This window comes from Streptomyces sp. NPDC060205 (genome assembly GCF_042728395.1).
Classification (GTDB): Bacteria; Actinomycetota; Actinomycetes; order Streptomycetales; family Streptomycetaceae; genus Streptomyces.
Window position 1 is genome coordinate 1 of record NZ_JBHWZP010000104.1, and the last position, 15,843, is coordinate 15,843.

Genomic DNA, 15,843 nt, shown 5'->3' on the forward strand with positions numbered 1-15,843 from the left:
GGATCACCCGCCGGGGGTGATCCCGCCCCACCGGGAGGGCGCGACGCTGACGGTCGATCCACCGCGCACCGCCCGGCCGGCGGTCCGTCCGCGGCGCTGTCCGACCGCGCGAGGAGGAGCCAAGGAGGAGAGGCCATGACCGTGTCACGTGGTCCGGCATCGCGTTCCGGACCGGCTCACCGCTCCGACGGGGCGGCCCAGGGAGCGTCGGCCGATCCGGCGGAGGTGCTGGCGAAGCTCGGGCACTCCTGGACCTGGATCCTCGGTTCGGCGGTGGCGACCCTGGTGCCGGGCATCCTCGTGCTGGTCTGGCCGGACGAGACGCTGCACGTCCTCGCGGTCCTGATCGGGCTCTACCTGCTGGTGACGGGGGGCTTCCGGTTCGTGGCGTCCTTCGCCCGCGACGACCTCGGCGAACGACTGCCAGGACTGCTCCTGGCGGTGCTGTACGTCCTCGCCGGGGTGCTCTGCCTGCGGAACCCGCTGCAGACGATCGCCGCGCTCTCGCTGATCGTCGGGGTCGTCTGGCTCGTGTCCGGCATCCTCACCCTCTACACGGCCGTCGTCGCCAGGGGCCTGCCCCACCGCGGCTTCCTCTTCGGCGCCGCCGTGATCGGCATCCTCGCCGGGATCGTGGTGCTGGCGCTGCCGACCGAGTCGGCCCGGGCGCTGACCCGGCTGCTCGGCCTGTGGCTCGTCCTGCTCGGACTGGTGGAGGTGGTGATCGCCTTCGCCTGGCGGGCCACCTTCGGCAAGGAGCGTGCCACGAGCACGCCCGCCCAGTCCGGAGCGGCCGAGCCGGCGAACCCCACCGGACCCACGACCTACACGGAGCCCGCGGGCCCCACCGCCTACACGGACCCCGCGAGCCCCGCAGCGCCCGCGAAACCCGCCGGGACCGACTGACACCTCCCTGCCCTCTTCGGCGCCGGTCCCAGCCCTCGCGACCCGGCGCAGCCCCTTGACCCGCCCGGAGCTTCCGTCACCCGTCGGCAGCGCGTCGCTGCCGGGGCGCACCCCTTCCGAGGAGGAGCCATGGCCCCCGACGTCCCGGACGGCAACGCCGTACCGTCCCCCTCCGGCGGAGCCGAGGACACCGGTCGTGTCCTGAGCGCCGAGGAACGCTCGGAGTACGAGCGGCTGCGCCGGTCCGCGACCCTGCGCCACCGGCGGACCCGCCGGCTGGGCGCCTCGGTCCTCCTCCTGGTGGCGCTCCTCCTCGCACCCCTGGCGGTCGTCTCGGCGTGGGTGCAGGACACGGTCTCCGACACCGACCGGTACGTGGAGACCGTCGCCCCCCTGGCCTCGGACCCGGCCGTGCAGAAGGTCGTCATCAACCGGCTGACCGCCCGCGTGGTGGAGCAGGTGGACGTCGAGGCGGTGACGGCCTCGCTCACGAAGGTCCTCGCGGACGCCGACGCCCCACCGCGCGTGGTGGCGGGCGCCGAGGCCCTCAACGGTCCGCTGACCTCGGCGGTACGGACCGTCGTGCGGCGCAACGTCGAACGCGTGGTCACGAGCGACCTCTTCCAGCAGGTGTGGGAAGGAGCCAACCGGCGGGCGCACGCCGCCGTGCTGCGCATGCTCACCGGGGAACGCAAGGGCGCGCTGCGCGCGACGGACGACGCCGTCGAGCTGGACATCGGAGCCGTGGTGGACCAGGTGCGTGAACGCCTCGTGGACCAGGGCTTCGAGCGGGCCGCCCTCATCCCGGACAGCGACCGGACCGTGACCCTGTTCCGGACCGCCGAGCTGGCCAGGGCGCAGGACGCGATGCGGGTGCTGAACATCGTCGGCACCTGGCTGCCCGTGCTCACCATCGCCCTCGCTGCCCTGGCCGTGTGGACCGCTCCCGGACACCGGCTGATGCTGCTGATCACGGCGGTCGGCATCGGTCTGATGATGGTGGCGCTGCTCATCGCACTGCTGGCCGTGCGCCGGGTGTACCTGGACACGGTCCCGGTCGCCACACTGCCTCCGGACGCCGCCGCGGCGGTCTTCGACACCTTCGTCCGTTTCCTGCGCGACAGCACGCGCACCCTGCTCGTCGTCGCCGTGATCACGGCACTCGCCGCGTATCTGTACGGACCCGGGCGGGTGGCCGTCGGCCTGCGGAACGGGGTCCGCCGTGGCGCCGGTGCGGCGGGGCGGGGGCTGAGCCGGGCGGGTATGCGCGTCGGTCCCGTGGGACGGGGGCTGGCCGCCCGCCGGTCGTGGGTCACCGGCACCGTCATCGGGGCGGGCGCCCTGGCCCTCGTCCTGTGGAACCACCCGACGGTCGGCTCCGTGGCGCTCGTCCTCGTCCTGGTCCTGGTGGCACTGGCGACGGTGGCGGTGCTCGTCGCCGTCGCGGCCTCCACCCCGTCCGGGGACGGCTCGGCCTCCGGTCATGCCGTCCCGTGAACCGTGGCCGTACACCCCGCGACCCCGCCCCGAGCCGTGCGCGGCGGTCCTCTCACCCGCTCCGGGTGAGGCCGTTGGCGCTTTGACCCGGGCACGCTGAAAATGGTGGAAAACGGCTGGGCACACGCCCAGGACGGAGGAAAGTCATGTACCTCGCCTACGACTATCCGCTCATGAGCGTCTTCTGGTCCATGCTGGTCTTCTTCCTGTGGATCATGTGGTTCGTGCTGCTGTTCCGGATCATCGTCGACATCTTCCGGGACGACGACATGAGCGGCTGGGCCAAGGCCGGCTGGCTGGTGTTCGTGGCTTTCCTGCCGTTCCTCGGCGTCTTCGTCTACGTGATCGCGCGGGGCAAGAACATGGGCCACCGCGAGGTGGCGCAGGCGCGTGCGCAGCAGCAGGCCTTCGACTCGTACGTCCGGGAGACCGCCCGTGGCGCGGACCGGCCGAGCAGCGTCGACGAACTCGCCAGGCTGTCCGAGATCAAGGCCCGCGGTGACATCACCGAGGAGGAGTTCCACCGGGCGAAGGAGCTGGTGCTGAGCGGCTCCGGCACCTCGGGACGGACGGGCGCCACGCATTCGGCGGCCGGTCGCTGACGGCAACGCACGACACTGAGACGAGGCATCGGTATGACTGCGACACACGCCGGCCACACGCAGCACTCGGCCAAACGGCACTGGGCCGAAGGCCTGACGATCTTCGCGGCCATCATGCTCATGATCGCGGGTGTGCTCGACATACTCCGGGGGATCATGGCGGTCGCCGAGGACGACCTCTTCATCAACACACCCAACTACATCTTCGAGTTCGACCTGACCTCATGGGGCTGGATCCACCTCGCCCTGGGCGCCGTCGCCGTGATCGTCAGCATCGGACTCTTCCAGGCGTCGACCTGGGCGAGGGTCGCCGGCATGGTCATCGGCGGGCTCATCATCATCGGCAACTTCCTCTCGATGCCGTACTACCCGGTCTGGTCGATCGTGATGATCGCCTTCTCGGGCTTCATCATCTGGGCCCTGAGCGTGGTCCGGGAGGAGGACTTCGACGAATCGTTCACGACGCCCCCGCGGAACCTGTGAACGAACCCCGGCACGGGCGGTCAACCGCCGGCCCGTGCCGGGGCGGTGCACCGCACTTGTACGCCGTGGCCCGGTCGCCCCTGGGGGGAGGCGACCGGGTCACCTGCGTGGGGCGTGACCTCCGCGCCCCGCGTGCGATACGGCGTACCGTACACTGACACGCATGCCACGGAACTCCCCGTCCCTGGACCGCGCGACCCCCGACCGGATCGCCGAGGCCGCGCTGCGCCTGGTCGACGAGTCCGGCCCCGACGCGCTGACCTTCCGCGCGCTCGCCGCCCGGCTGGGCATCTCCCTCGCCTCCCTCCAGCGCCGCTGCACCGATCTGGCCGGCCTGCTGGACCTGTGCACCGACCACCTGGCCGCCCGGCTGCCCGAGATCGAGCCCGGCACCGGCTGGGCCGAGGCCACCGAGACGCGGTTCACCGCCCTGTACCGCCTGCTGTCGGCGCACCCGGGCCTGGCCGCGCTGCGGGGCGCCCGCCCCTGGCTCGGCCCGCACCTGCTGGCCCGCCTCGTCGAGCCGCAGCTCGCCGACAGCCTCGCGGCCGGGATGACCCACCGGGAGGCGATCACCGTCTACCGGCGGATCTATCTGCTCACCCTCGGCAGCGCGAGTTTCGTGGACCACCGCGATCCCAGGGCCACCCAGGCGCTCACCCGCACCGCCCTGGCCTCCCTCGACCCGGCGGACTACCCGGCGCTGACCGGCGACGTGGCGGCGATCCTGCCCGTCCTGACCGACCACGAGGTCTATTACGGAGCCCTGCGCCAGCTCGTCACCGCCGCCGACCCGGCGCGCGCGACCCGCCCCAGCACCCCACCCAACGGAAAGTCAGGACCCACGGCATGAGCACCAGCACGACCGCCGCCGCCCGTACGTTCAGCAGTGACAACGCCGCCGGCGCCTCCCCGGAGATAGTCGAGGCGGTGGTCCGGGCCGCCGCGGGCCCGGCCTCGCCCTACGGCTCCGACAGCGTCACGGCCGGGGTCCGCGGCAAGCTCTCCGAGATCTTCGAACGCGACGTCGACATCCTGATCGTCTCCACCGGCTCCGCCGCGAACGCCCTGAGCCTGGCCGCGCTCACCCCGCCCTGGGGCAGCGTCCTGTGCCACCGCGACAGCCACATCAACAACGACGAGTGCGGGGCACCGGAGTTCTACACCGCGGGAGCCAAGCTCGTCCCCCTCGGCGGCGACGACGCGAAGATCGACGCGGCCGAACTCCGCGCGGCCGTCCGCAACAAGGCCGGGGACGTGCACAGCGTCGAACCCTCCGTGGTGAGCCTCACGCAGTCCACCGAGACCGGCTCCGTCTACTCCCTCGACGAACTGCGCACCCTCGGCTCGATCACCAAGGAGCCGGGCCTGCGCCTCCACATGGACGGCGCCCGCTTCGCCGGAGCCGTCGCGGCCCTCGGCGCCACCCCGGCCGAGCTGACCTGGCGGGCCGGTGTCGACCTGCTGTCCTTCGGAGCCACCAAGAACGGCACGATGACCGCCGAGGCGATCGTCGTCTTCGACCGCTCCCTCACTCCTGAACTGAGCTTCCGCGCCAAGCGGGCCGGTCAGCTCGCCTCCAAGATGCGCTTCCACGCCGCCCAGCTCGACGCGTACCTGACGGACGGTCTGTGGCTGCGCAACGCGACCCACGCCAACGCCATGGCCGCCCGCCTCCAGGACGGCGTCAAGGCGATACCGGAGGTGGACCTCCTCGGTGCCGCCGAGGCCAACATCCTCTTCTGCCGGCTGCCCCAGCAGGTCATCGAGGGGCTGCTGGCCGAGGGCTACGCCTTCTACCACGACCGCTGGGCGCCCGGCGTCGTCCGCTTCGTCACCTCCTTCGCGACGACCCCGCAGAGCATCGACGACCTCCTCACGAGCATCCGCCGGTACGCCGCCTGACCCGGCGGCAGGGACCGGGGCCCGGCCTCAGTCGCCGCGGTGACGCCAGTACCAGACACCCGCGGCGACGAAGGCCACGAAGAAGGCGACGGGCAGGATCAGCCCTGGAATGCGGGCCGCGCTCACGAGACCCGCTCCGAGCGGGCGCGGGGCGATACGTCGATGGTTCCCATGCAGGTGCGACTCCGCTGTGGTGGGGGTACTGGGGGCGCTGGAGCCCGGTGGGTTCCGCGCCCCGGACGGCGTCGGCCCCATGATGACGCAACCGGCCGGGACACGGCCCGTTCCGGACGTGGCCGGATACGTGTGCGATCATCTGCCGTTCGGCTCCGGTCGCCGGACGGACGACTTGAGGAGACAGACGCGATGGGTACCGCCGTGCACGTCCCGCAGACCCGGGACATGATCGGGGAGGAACTCTCCGGCGACGAGGCACTCACCGCGCTGCGCCGCTACGGAGGCCGGCGCCTCCTGGTGGACGCGTTCTCCCGCTTCCGCTACGCCGACGGCTTCACCAACGCGCGCTCCCTCGCCTTCCAGGTGGTCCTCGGCATGGTGCCGTTCACCATCGCCCTGGTGGGGGTCGCCACGACCGTCCACACCGAGAGCATCGGCCGGATCATCGAGCTGACCCTCGGCCGGATCGTGCCCGGTGCCAGCGCCGATCTGGTCGAGGAGGCCCTGGACAAGACGGCCCGCAGCGCGGGATCCGGAATCTGGGGCGCCCTCGCGATGTGGCTGGGCCTGGCCTTCGCCGTGCTCAACCTGGCCTCGGCGATGGGCCAGGTCGAGCGGGGCGCCAACCGGATATACGGCATCGAGCGCGACCGGCCGTTCCTGGTCAAGTACGGCCGCTCGCTGCTCCTCGCCCTCACCGCGGGCATGCCCCTCGTGCTGGGGTTCCTCGTCCTGGTCGCCGGTGACGCGGTGGGGGAGTCGGTGGTGGAGGCCTTCGGCTGGTCCCGGGACAGCCTCGACTGGTGGGGACCGCTCGAAGTGCCCCTGGGCGTGGTGCTGGTGTGGGTCGCCTCCGCGGTGATCTTCCGCTGGGCGCCGCGCCGGGACCAGCCCGGCTACACCTGGCTGGCCTTCGGCTCGGCCGTCCATCTGGTGCTGTGGGTGGCGGCCACCTGGCTGCTGGCGCTGTACGTCGCCAGGAGCGGATCGTTCGGTGCCGTCTACGGTCCCCTCACCGCGTTCGTCGCCCTGCTGCTGTGGGCCAACCTCACCGCGGTCGCGCTCTTCCTCGGAGTCGCCTTCGCCGCCCAGCTCGAAGCCGCCCGCGCCGGCATCACCGACGCCGTGGAACCGGACCCGGGCCCCGGCCCCTGACCCGCGGGCCGACGCCGGGCCCTCGGCGGCAGCGGTGCCCGGCGCCACGTCAGCGCCGCCGAACCGCCGGATTCTCGGTCCGGTGGTCGTAGTACGCCCATACGGAGACCGCCACCAGCGCGGTGACCGCGACCGCCACCACACGCGCCACGCCCGAGGTGGCGAAGGCGACCAGACCGGTCACGACCCCGCCGCACAGCATGATCGTGCGGCTCACGAAACGCTGCCCGGGCGTCTGCGGCTCCTCCCGGTCCTTGAGGTCGTGCAGGGCGTCGTGGGCCGGATGCCCGGAGCCGCGCCGGGCGCGCGCCCGGTAAGCCAGCGCATAGCTGATCAGCGCGTACAGGGCGAGGGCGCCCAGGGCCCAGAGCCAGCCCTCCGGGTCCGCGCCGCCTCCACGTGCCAGATGCATGACACATCTCCTCCCGTTCGGCTTCCGGATGCCCCTGAAACCCCGGGCCACGCGGGCTCCTGTGACGAGCCTGTGGAAAAGAACGACGCAGAACCCTAGGGACCGACTGGACGGTATGTCATTCTACGGAGCAGCCGAGCCGACGCCCCGGGAGAACGCGATGCAGCAAGCCGTACGGTCCCGAGCCGAGCTGGGTCACGGACCGCCGTCCACCGCGCCGGCGCGCGCGCCGAAGGTCCGTTCGCTGATCGACGCCGACGCCCTGCGCGTACTGCACCGCTCGGCCCGCGTCCTCCTGAACAACCTCCCCGAGCTGACCGACCGGCTCGTGGCCGCGCTGCGGGAACGGGAACCCGCCTACCGCAGCACCCTGGAGAGCGATCCCGTGGGCACCTGGCAGGAGGTGCACCGCTCGCTGCGGCACAGCGTCGGCTCCCTGCTCGATCCGCGCAGCGCCCGGGACGCCGCACTGCGCTGCTCCTGGAAGATCGGCGCCTCGCGTGCCGAACAGGGGCTGCCCCTGGACGCGCTGCTGCACGCCTTCCGGCTCGGCGGCTCCCTGATCTGGCAGTCGCTGGTCGAGGAGACCTCACGGACCGCCCCCGAGGACGTCCGCCTGCTCGTCCATGTGGCGGCCGACGTATGGAACTTCGTCGACGAGCACTGCACCCTCGTGGCGGACGTGTACCGCAAGGTCGAGCGCCAGCACGCCTGGCGCCAGGAACACCGGGTGCGCCTGCTGACCGCCGCCCTCCTCGACGGTACGAGCCGGATCGCGGACGTCGCCGAGACGGCCGAGGCCCTGGACCTGCCGGAACAGGGCCGGTACGCCGTGATCGCCGTCGCGGGCGGACGTCAGGCGGGCCGCACCTCCGTGCCCGGCGCGGTCGTCCCGGCCGGGGCCCGCGTGTACTGGCACACGGGGGTGGAGGTCGACCACTGCATCGTCCTGGTGGGCGACGGGGACGGCGGTCAGGACGAGCCGGCGGTGGGGCTGAACGCGCCCGCGGGGACGAGGGTCGGCATCGGACCCGTCGTGGCGGGCCTCGCCGCGGTGGGCGACGCCCGCAGGCTGGCGGACATGGCCCTCGGCATGTGCGCGGACGACGGCGGCACCGTACGGCTGACCGAACAGTTGCCCGCCGCCCTCGTGATGTCGTGCCCGGAGCTGGGCGGCGCGCTGGCCGAGCGGGTCCTCGGGCCGCTGCTGCGTCTGGAGCCGTCCGACCGCGACATCCTGCTGGACACGCTGGCCGCGTGGCTCGACTGCGACGGCTCGGCACAGCGGGCGAGTGCCCGGCTGTACTGCCACCGCAACACCGTCCTCAACCGGCTCAAGCGCTGCGAGCAGTTGACCGGGCGCTCGCTCGCCCGCCCGGCGGACATGGTCGAGTTCAGCCTCGCGCTGACCGCCAGGCGGCTGCTGCGCGAGACGTGACGCCCCGTCAAGCACGGGGCGCGCGATGCGTGATGCCCCGTATGTGATCGTTCGAAAGTTACCTCAGGGTATGGCGTGACTTCTCACGGGGGTGCCAGTAGAACCCGTTTCACTCTATGGAGAGTGAGGAGCCGCGCATGAACGACGATTCCCCACGTGGGACGGGCCTGAGAGGTGTGTCCCGGCGAAGATTCATCACTGGAACTGGTTCTTTTCTTGGCTCGGCCGCACTCGCCGGGCAGCTGACCCCGGCGCACGCCGCCGCCCCGGCCGCGGCGGCGGTGATCGAACCGGGGGCGCACGTGCCCGCCCTGGTGATCGGTACCGGCTACGGCGGCTCGGTGGCCGCTCTGCGCCTGGCCCAGGCAGGCGTCGACGTCCACATGATCGAGATGGGCATGGCCTGGGACACCCCCGGCTCCGACGGCAAGATCTTCGCCAACACGACGAGCCCCGACTACCGGTCCTACTGGCTGCGGACCAGGACGAAGCAGCCGCTCAGCAACTTCCTGGGCTTCCCCATCGACAAGGACGTCCCCCGCTACACCGGCATCCTGGACGCCGAGGAGATGGGCGGCATCATCGTCTACCAGGGCCGCGGCGTCGGCGGCGGTTCGCTGGTCAACGGCGGCATGGCGGTCACTCCGAAGCGGGAGAACTTCGCCGCCGTCCTGCCGTCGGTCGACGCCGCGCAGATGTACTCCGTCTACTACCCGCGCGCCAATGCGGGCCTCGGCGTCGGCACGGTCGACCCGACCTGGTTCGAGACCGCCGACTGCTACCAGTACGCGCGGGTCGGCCGTAAGCACGCGCAGCGTTCGGGCTTCCCGTTCGTCTTCGTGCCCGACGTGTACGACTGGGACTACATGGAGCAGGAGGCCGCCGGGACCGTACCGAAGTCCGCGCTCGCGGGCGAGATCCTCTATGGCAACAACTACGGCAAGAAGTCCCTGCAGAAGACCTATCTCGCGCAGGCGAAAGCGACCGGACGGGTCGCCATCTCACCCCTGCACAAGGTCCGTTCGGTCGCCCCGGCGTCCGGCGGCGGCTACACGGTCGTCATCGACCAGCTCACCACCACCGGCACCACCACGGCCACCAAGACCGTCACCGCGGACCGGGTGTTCTTCGCGGCCGGCAGCGTCGGCACCAGCAAGCTCCTGGTCCGGCTGAAGGCCACCGGCGCCCTGCCCGGCCTCAACAGCGAGGTGGGCAAGGGCTGGGGCGACAACGGCAACGTGATGTGCGGGCGCGCCAACCACCTGTGGGACCCCACCGGCGCCGTGCAGTCGTCCATCCCGTGCTCCGGCATCGACAACTGGGCCGCGGGCGGCGCGTTCGCCGAGGTGGCCCCCCTGCCCATCGGCATCGAGACCTACGCCTCCTTCTATCTGTCGATCACCAAGAACCCGAACCGCGCCCAGTTCTCGTACAACGCGGGGACGGGCAACGTCGACCTCAACTGGCAGACCGCCTGGAAGCAGCCGTCCATCGACATGGCCAAGACGATCTTCGACAAGATCAACGCCAAGGAGGGCACGATCTACCGGACCGACCTGTTCGGGACCTACAAGATCTGGGGCGACCACCTCACGTACCACCCCCTCGGGGGCGCGGTGCTCAACAAGGCGACGGACAACTACGGCCGCCTGCACGGACATCCGGGTCTGTACGTCATCGACGGCGCGCTCATCCCGGGCAACACCAGCGTCAATCCGTTCGTCACCATCACGGCGCTCGCCGAACGCAACATCGAGACGATCATCACCGCCGACCTGTAGCGACGGACGGGACACGCCACCGGGGCCGCCCGGCCTCGCCGGACGGCCCCGGACCGGCGTGCCGCCCCGGCTCAGTGCCCCGGCAGTACGCACATGGCGTCGAGCCCCAGGACGCGGTTGAGGCGCCCGAACGCCAGCCACGACCCCAGACTCATCGTCAGCTCCACGATCTCGGCCTGGCCGTAGTGCGCGGTCATCCGGTCCCAGAACTCCTCGTCGAGGCCGTGATGGTCCAGGGCGTACCGCTCCGCGTACTCGGCGGCCAGCCGGGTGCGCTCGTCGAAGGCGTCGGTCGTACGCCACTTCGCCACCGCGTCGGCGAACTCCTCCTCGACCTTGAGCCCGTCCCGCTCGGTCCGCCAGTCGAGGCAGAAGAGACAGCCGTTGATCTGCGCGATCCGCAGCCGCGCGGCCTCGAACTCACGCAGCCCCAGGGTCGTATGGGCGTAGACGGCCAGCGAGAAGTCCGCGGCGGCGGGCCCGATGCCGGGGACCATCTCGCCCCAGACGTACTCGATCGCGTTCCTGCCCTCGGGAATGTCGACGTTCATCCGGGACTCCTTCGCCTGCGCGGTGTCACTTCCTGCCGAGCCGTCCGACCGCCGGTCGCAGCGGGACGTCGAGCGCGTCGTACAGTCCGGGCTCCGCGGCCACCAGCCACTCGATCGCGCCCACCAGCCGGCCGACCGCCGTGGCGTTCCCGCCCGCGGACCGGTTCTCGCCCTCGTCGGTCGCCTCGACGGTGATCTCGATCCGCGGACGGCCCTCGATGATCACGCGGTGGGCCCCGTCGCCGTTCGGCGGAACCGGCCAGTCCGGCGCGCAGGACGGATGGATCCGGGTGACGTGCTCGATCACGATCCGGGGCTCGCCCTCGACGACCCCCTGCACCTCGAACCGCACCGCGCCCTGGGTGCCGGCCTCGAACTCGCCCATCGTCCGGGTGCTCACCGTGGTGTCGAGCGGGCGGCGCTGCAGGGTCTCGCGGATCTCGTCGATCTCGACACCCAGCGCCCGGGCCATCAGCCGTATCTGCCCGCCCCACACCATGGTCGGGATCGACGGGGCGAGCATCAGCGGCTCGTAGTCCATCGGCTGCCCCATCCCGACCAGGAACCGCACCGACTCCTCCTGCTCGTACGTGGAGTAGTCGAAGATCTCCTGGCAGCGGATGCCGTCGACGACCGTGCCGAGACCGCTCATCAGCAGGGGCAGGACGTCGTTGCCCCAGCCGGGGTCGACGCCGGAGACGAACAGCGACCCGCCGCCGTCCGCGACGGCCGCCAGCACCGGGTCACGGAACTCGGGCGGGGCGTTGCGCTGGTCGTAGAGCGGATAGAGCGACGGGGTGACGACCACGGCGCCGCCGCGGATCGCGCGGCCGATGTCGGCCAGCGCCTCGTCGGGCCGGATGTCGCCCGAGGCCGCGTACACGACGGCCCGGGGGGCCCCGGCCAGTACGGCGTCGATGTCGTCGGTCGCCGCGACACCGAGGCCCCGGCCGAGACCGCCGAGGTCGCCCGCGTCGCGCCCGACCTTGTCGGCGCTGTGGACGAGCACGGCCGCGAGATCGAGCGCCGGATGCGCCTCGACCGCACGGATCGCGGCGCGGCCGACATTGCCGGTACCCCAGACCACCGTGGGAATCATGCGCGGAGCGTAACCTGACGAGTCGTCAGTTTCCATAGTCCTGCACGGACCTCACCACCCGCTTCGTGCGGAGCGCTCCCGCAAGGGTTTCGGAAGGGCCCGAAGCCGGTAGGTAACGGTTTTCCGGGGGCGCGGCCTTGCCGTTGCCTGGTGGGCCCTCCGTGATAGTCTTGATCCAGTTGCAGTTGTAGTTCCCGCACACTTCAAGTGCCGCAGGCGAATTCGTATTCGTCGGGCACTTTTGTATTTCCGGCGTTCCATTCCGGACGGGGTCAATTGCGGCGTCACAGGGGTCCACACAGTGCGGGCCCCCGGGTACTGCCCCGAAAGGGATATGACATGGCTAGTGGAACCGTGAAGTGGTTCAACTCGGAAAAGGGCTTCGGCTTCATCGAGCAGGACGGCGGCGGCCCCGACGTCTTCGCCCACTACTCGAACATCGCCACCCAGGGCTTCCGCGAGCTCCAGGAAGGCCAGAAGGTGACCTTCGACGTCACGCAGGGCCAGAAGGGCCCGCAGGCGGAGAACATCGTTCCTGCCTGATGCTCTAGCGCGTACAGCGGCTGGGGTCCCACTTAGCGGTGGGGCCCCAGCTTGTTGCTTTTTCAAAGGCCTGGGGGAACACCCCGCGGGCCCACCGACGGCCGGTCCGGTGCACGAGTGCTCCGCACCCCTGATCCGGCCCTTTCATCCGCCCCGGTCTCCATTCCGGGGATTCCCGCCGCCCGACACCGTTTCCCGGTGTGCCGAGTCGGCTGGGCAGGCCCGCTTTTATTTGCATCCGGCTCGTTCTTGCAATTCGTTCGGCTCGTACCATGCCGAGAATTCCTCGATACGTGCCATATCGAGGAAGGTTCTTCATGAACCGCTCAGCTCGTACGAATGATCGTTTCTCAAACAACCGGAAGGACGGCTTCGGCGGCTCCGACCGCGGCGGCCGGTCCCGCTCGCAGGGCCAGGGGCGCCCCGTCGGCCGCTCCGGCGGCAGCGGGCGGCGGCCCGCGCCCGTCCAGGGTGAGTTCGCAGCGCCCACCACCCTCACCCCCGCCCTCCCGGCGGTGTCGACCTTCGCCGAACTGGGCCTGCCCGCCGAGCTGCTGGAGACCCTCACCGGCCTCGGCGTGGAGGAGCCCTTCCCGATCCAGGCCGCCACCCTGCCCAACTCCCTCGCGGGCCGCGACGTGCTGGGCCGTGGCCGCACCGGCTCGGGCAAGACGCTCGCCTTCGGGCTGGCCCTCCTCGCCCGCACGGCCGGCCGGCGCGCCGAGCCGAAGAAGCCGCTCGCCCTGGTCCTCGTCCCCACCCGCGAGCTGGCCCAGCAGGTCACCGACGCGCTCACGCCGTACGCCCGGGCGCTGAAGCTGCGCATGGCCACCGTGGTCGGCGGTATGTCGATCGGCCGGCAGGCCGGCGCGCTGCGCACCGGCGCCGAGGTCGTCGTCGCGACCCCCGGCCGTCTCACGGACCTCGTCGAACGCAAGGACTGCCGTCTGGACCGGGTCGGCATCACGGTCCTGGACGAGGCGGACCAGATGGCCGACATGGGCTTCATGCCCCAGGTCACCACCCTCCTCGACCTCGTCAAGCCCGACGGCCAGCGGATGCTCTTCTCCGCCACCCTGGACCGCAACATCGACCTCCTGGTCCGCGGCTACCTCCACGACCCGGTGGTCCACTCGGTCGACCCGTCGGCCGGCGCCGTCACCACGATGGAGCACCACGTGCTGTATGTGCACGGCGCCGACAAGTACGCCACCGCCACGGAGATCGCCGCCCGCGACGGACGCGTGCTGATGTTCCTCGACACCAAGCACGCCGTCGACCAGTTCACCAAGCACCTGCTCGGCAGCGGGGTGAAGGCCGCGGCCCTGCACGGCGGCAAGTCGCAGCCGCAGCGCAACCGCACCCTGGCCCAGTTCAAGAGCGGCGCGGTCACCGTGCTGGTGGCGACCAACGTCGCCGCCCGCGGCATCCACGTCGACGATCTCGACCTCGTCGTCAACGTCGACCCGCCCGGCGACCACAAGGACTACCTGCACCGCGGCGGCCGTACCGCCCGGGCGGGCGAGTCCGGCAGCGTCGTCACGCTGGTCATGCCCAACCAGCGCCGCGAGATGACCCGTCTGATGTCCGACGCCCGTATCCGCCCCCAGGTCACCCAGGTCCGCTCCGGAGAGGCCGAACTGAGCCGCATCACCGGCGCGCAGAAGCCCTCCGGCGTCCCCGTCGCCGGGAGCGGCCAGACCGCGGAGCGTCCTCCGCGCGGCGGCGCCCCCTTCCGCGGCATGGGCACCCGCCCCGGCCGGTCCGGCGGTGAGTCCCGCAGGACGGCCGAGGCCCGTCAGACGGCGGAGGCCCGCAAGGCCGCCCGGATCCGCCGGGGCGCGTAGACCGGCTGAAACGCACGTATGTGCGAGGGGCGGGAGTTTCGAGCGGCGGTGAGCGCTGAGATCCACCATTCTGGACGCAGATGCGATCACATTGCCCACATTGGGGAAGTCGAGTCCCATGACTGAATCAGAGTTCCCGCCGGAAAGCCGCCCCGTCGACCTCTACCTCGATCTGCTGCGTGTCCGTATGAACCCCACGGACTACGCGATGCTGCTGCGCATGGTCGAACCCGTCCTCGAAGCGATGCAGGAGCAACGCGCCGGACCCATCGAGCTGAGCCTCGACGGCGAGGAGGGCTCCAAGGTCTCGCAGGAGGTCCGTGACGAGGCGTCCCTCGTCGTGGCCGTCGCCGTCACCGGGCGCATGGACAACCAGATCGTCGAGATCGAGACGGAGGAGGGCGGACCCGTCAGGGTCGTGACGGACTCGGGCACCGCCGCCGATCCCGCCCGGTGCCAGGAGATCGCCGACTTCATCGGTGAGCGCCAGCGACAGGACGAGGAACTGCGCGGCATCGCCGAGGTCAGCGGTCTGCCCACCGACGTCTGACCCGGCCCTCCTCCGCCTCGCCCTCCCGTGCCAGACGCGTCACACGGCACGGGTTCCCGCCCTGCCCGGGCCAGGGTCCTGCGATGCTGACGCCCGTGTCGATCACCTCGTCCGCGCCGGAACCCATCACGCCCGACGCCCCGGTCGTCCTGCGCCGCCCCCTGCTCACCCAGCAGTGGCTGGACCTGACCTTCGTGCACTGGGCCGCGGACCCGGCGGCCGTGGCGGGGCTGCTGCCGGCGGGAACCGTCCCCGACACCTTCGACGGCGTCACCTACGTCGGCCTGGTCGCCTTCCGGATGCACCGGGTGGGCTGGCTGGGGCTGCCCGGCGTGCCGTACTTCGGCTCGTTCCCGGAGACCAACGTGCGGCTGTACTCGGTCGACGCCTACGGGCGGCGCGGCGTGGTCTTCCGGTCCATGGACGCCTCCCGGCTCGTCCCCGTGCTCCTGGGCCGCCTCGGATTCCGCCTGCCGTACGTGTGGTCCCGCATGTCCGTACGGACCGGCCGGGACACGGTCGGCTACACCAGCGCGCGGCGCCTGCCGGGCCCACGGGACGCGTACAGCCGCCTGGTCGTCAGGCCGGGGGAGCGGATCGCGGAGCCGACCGGCCTCGAACACTTCCTGACCGCCCGGTGGGGCATGCACAAGCCGTTCTCCGGCGACGCCGGGTTCCTGCCGAACGACCATCCGCGCTGGCCGCTGCACCGCGCGACGCTGGTCGAGTGCGAGGAGAACCTGGTCGCCTCGGCCGGTCTGCCCGCGCCGACCGGGGACCCGGTGAGCGTGCTGTACTCACCGGGAGTCCCCGTGCGTCTCGGCCGCGCGACGACGGGCCCGCCGCGCCGATGAGGCCCGGGTCCCGGCGCCGGTGACCGCGCGGTCAGCGACGGGG

15 protein-coding genes and 1 pseudogene are annotated in these 15,843 nt (G+C 71.5%); 13 read left to right on the forward strand and 3 right to left on the reverse strand.

Going from position 1 to position 15,843, the window contains the following annotated elements; all coding sequences use genetic code 11:
- Positions 1–135: 135 nt before the first annotated feature.
- The 7 genes and pseudogenes from ACFWGJ_RS19795 to ACFWGJ_RS19825 form a co-directional block, all read left to right on the forward strand.
- Positions 136–789: pseudogene (locus ACFWGJ_RS19795) on the forward strand (HdeD family acid-resistance protein); the annotation flags it as partial.
- Between the two features lie 246 nt (positions 790–1,035).
- A complete protein-coding gene (locus tag ACFWGJ_RS19800; protein ID WP_387326064.1) occupies positions 1,036–2,403 on the forward strand; it encodes a hypothetical protein in 1,368 nt (455 codons plus the stop codon).
- Positions 2,404–2,549: 146 nt separating this feature from the next.
- A complete protein-coding gene (locus tag ACFWGJ_RS19805) occupies positions 2,550–3,005 on the forward strand; it encodes an SHOCT domain-containing protein (RefSeq protein ID WP_107014984.1) in 456 nt (151 codons plus the stop codon).
- Between the two features lie 33 nt (positions 3,006–3,038).
- Positions 3,039–3,488, forward strand: a complete 450-nt coding sequence (locus ACFWGJ_RS19810; RefSeq protein WP_387326067.1) for a hypothetical protein — start codon at positions 3,039–3,041, stop codon at positions 3,486–3,488.
- 163 nt (positions 3,489–3,651) lie between these two features.
- Positions 3,652–4,341 carry a TetR/AcrR family transcriptional regulator gene (locus ACFWGJ_RS19815; protein ID WP_387326070.1) on the forward strand — a complete coding sequence of 230 codons (690 nt, stop codon included), beginning with the start codon at positions 3,652–3,654 and terminating at the stop codon, positions 4,339–4,341.
- Positions 4,338–5,393 carry a threonine aldolase family protein gene (locus ACFWGJ_RS19820; protein WP_387326073.1) on the forward strand — a complete coding sequence of 352 codons (1,056 nt, stop codon included), beginning with the start codon at positions 4,338–4,340 and terminating at the stop codon, positions 5,391–5,393. The genes ACFWGJ_RS19815 and ACFWGJ_RS19820 overlap by 4 nt, the downstream gene beginning before the upstream one ends.
- 366 nt (positions 5,394–5,759) lie before the next feature.
- The gene (locus ACFWGJ_RS19825) at positions 5,760–6,725 is read left to right on the forward strand and encodes a YihY/virulence factor BrkB family protein (RefSeq protein WP_387326076.1); all 966 of its coding nucleotides are present in this window, start codon (positions 5,760–5,762) and stop codon (positions 6,723–6,725) included.
- A gap of 49 nt (positions 6,726–6,774) precedes the next feature.
- Here the strand turns inward: ACFWGJ_RS19825 and ACFWGJ_RS19830 are convergent, their stop codons facing one another.
- The gene (locus ACFWGJ_RS19830; RefSeq protein WP_387326079.1) at positions 6,775–7,137 is read right to left on the reverse strand and encodes a hypothetical protein; all 363 of its coding nucleotides are present in this window, start codon (positions 7,135–7,137) and stop codon (positions 6,775–6,777) included.
- A gap of 160 nt (positions 7,138–7,297) precedes the next feature.
- Between ACFWGJ_RS19830 and ACFWGJ_RS19835 the strand changes: the two genes are divergently transcribed.
- Both ACFWGJ_RS19835 and ACFWGJ_RS19840 read left to right on the forward strand, forming a co-directional pair.
- Positions 7,298–8,575, forward strand: a complete 1,278-nt coding sequence (locus ACFWGJ_RS19835; protein ID WP_387326120.1) for a PucR family transcriptional regulator — start codon at positions 7,298–7,300, stop codon at positions 8,573–8,575.
- 137 nt (positions 8,576–8,712) lie between these two features.
- The gene (locus ACFWGJ_RS19840) at positions 8,713–10,356 is read left to right on the forward strand and encodes a GMC oxidoreductase (RefSeq protein WP_387326082.1); all 1,644 of its coding nucleotides are present in this window, start codon (positions 8,713–8,715) and stop codon (positions 10,354–10,356) included.
- A 71-nt stretch (positions 10,357–10,427) separates the two neighbouring features.
- Here ACFWGJ_RS19840 and ACFWGJ_RS19845 read toward each other — a convergent pair whose 3' ends face one another.
- Together ACFWGJ_RS19845 and ACFWGJ_RS19850 are read right to left on the reverse strand one after the other, a co-directional pair.
- Positions 10,428–10,907, reverse strand: a complete 480-nt coding sequence (locus tag ACFWGJ_RS19845) for a carboxymuconolactone decarboxylase family protein (RefSeq protein ID WP_387326085.1) — start codon at positions 10,905–10,907, stop codon at positions 10,428–10,430.
- Between the two features lie 25 nt (positions 10,908–10,932).
- A complete protein-coding gene (locus ACFWGJ_RS19850) occupies positions 10,933–12,006 on the reverse strand; it encodes a dihydrodipicolinate reductase (protein ID WP_387326088.1) in 1,074 nt (357 codons plus the stop codon).
- Positions 12,007–12,345: 339 nt separating this feature from the next.
- Here ACFWGJ_RS19850 and ACFWGJ_RS19855 point away from each other — a divergent pair, with 339 nt between their 5' ends.
- The 4 genes from ACFWGJ_RS19855 to ACFWGJ_RS19870 all read left to right on the forward strand — a co-directional run bounded on the left by ACFWGJ_RS19855 (position 12,346) and on the right by ACFWGJ_RS19870 (position 15,800).
- Positions 12,346–12,549, forward strand: coding sequence for a cold-shock protein (locus ACFWGJ_RS19855; RefSeq protein ID WP_107014974.1), 204 nt, complete (start codon positions 12,346–12,348; stop codon positions 12,547–12,549).
- Positions 12,550–12,866: 317 nt separating this feature from the next.
- Positions 12,867–14,396: a DEAD/DEAH box helicase gene (locus ACFWGJ_RS19860; RefSeq protein WP_387326091.1), complete on the forward strand. Its 1,530-nt coding sequence runs from the start codon at positions 12,867–12,869 to the stop codon at positions 14,394–14,396.
- Positions 14,397–14,514: 118 nt separating this feature from the next.
- Positions 14,515–14,946 carry a hypothetical protein gene (locus ACFWGJ_RS19865; RefSeq protein ID WP_384802846.1) on the forward strand — a complete coding sequence of 144 codons (432 nt, stop codon included), beginning with the start codon at positions 14,515–14,517 and terminating at the stop codon, positions 14,944–14,946.
- Positions 14,947–15,029: 83 nt separating this feature from the next.
- Entirely contained in the window at positions 15,030–15,800 is a 771-nt protein-coding gene (locus tag ACFWGJ_RS19870; protein ID WP_387326094.1) for a YqjF family protein, read from the forward strand.
- The last annotated feature ends 43 nt before the right edge of the window (positions 15,801–15,843 follow it).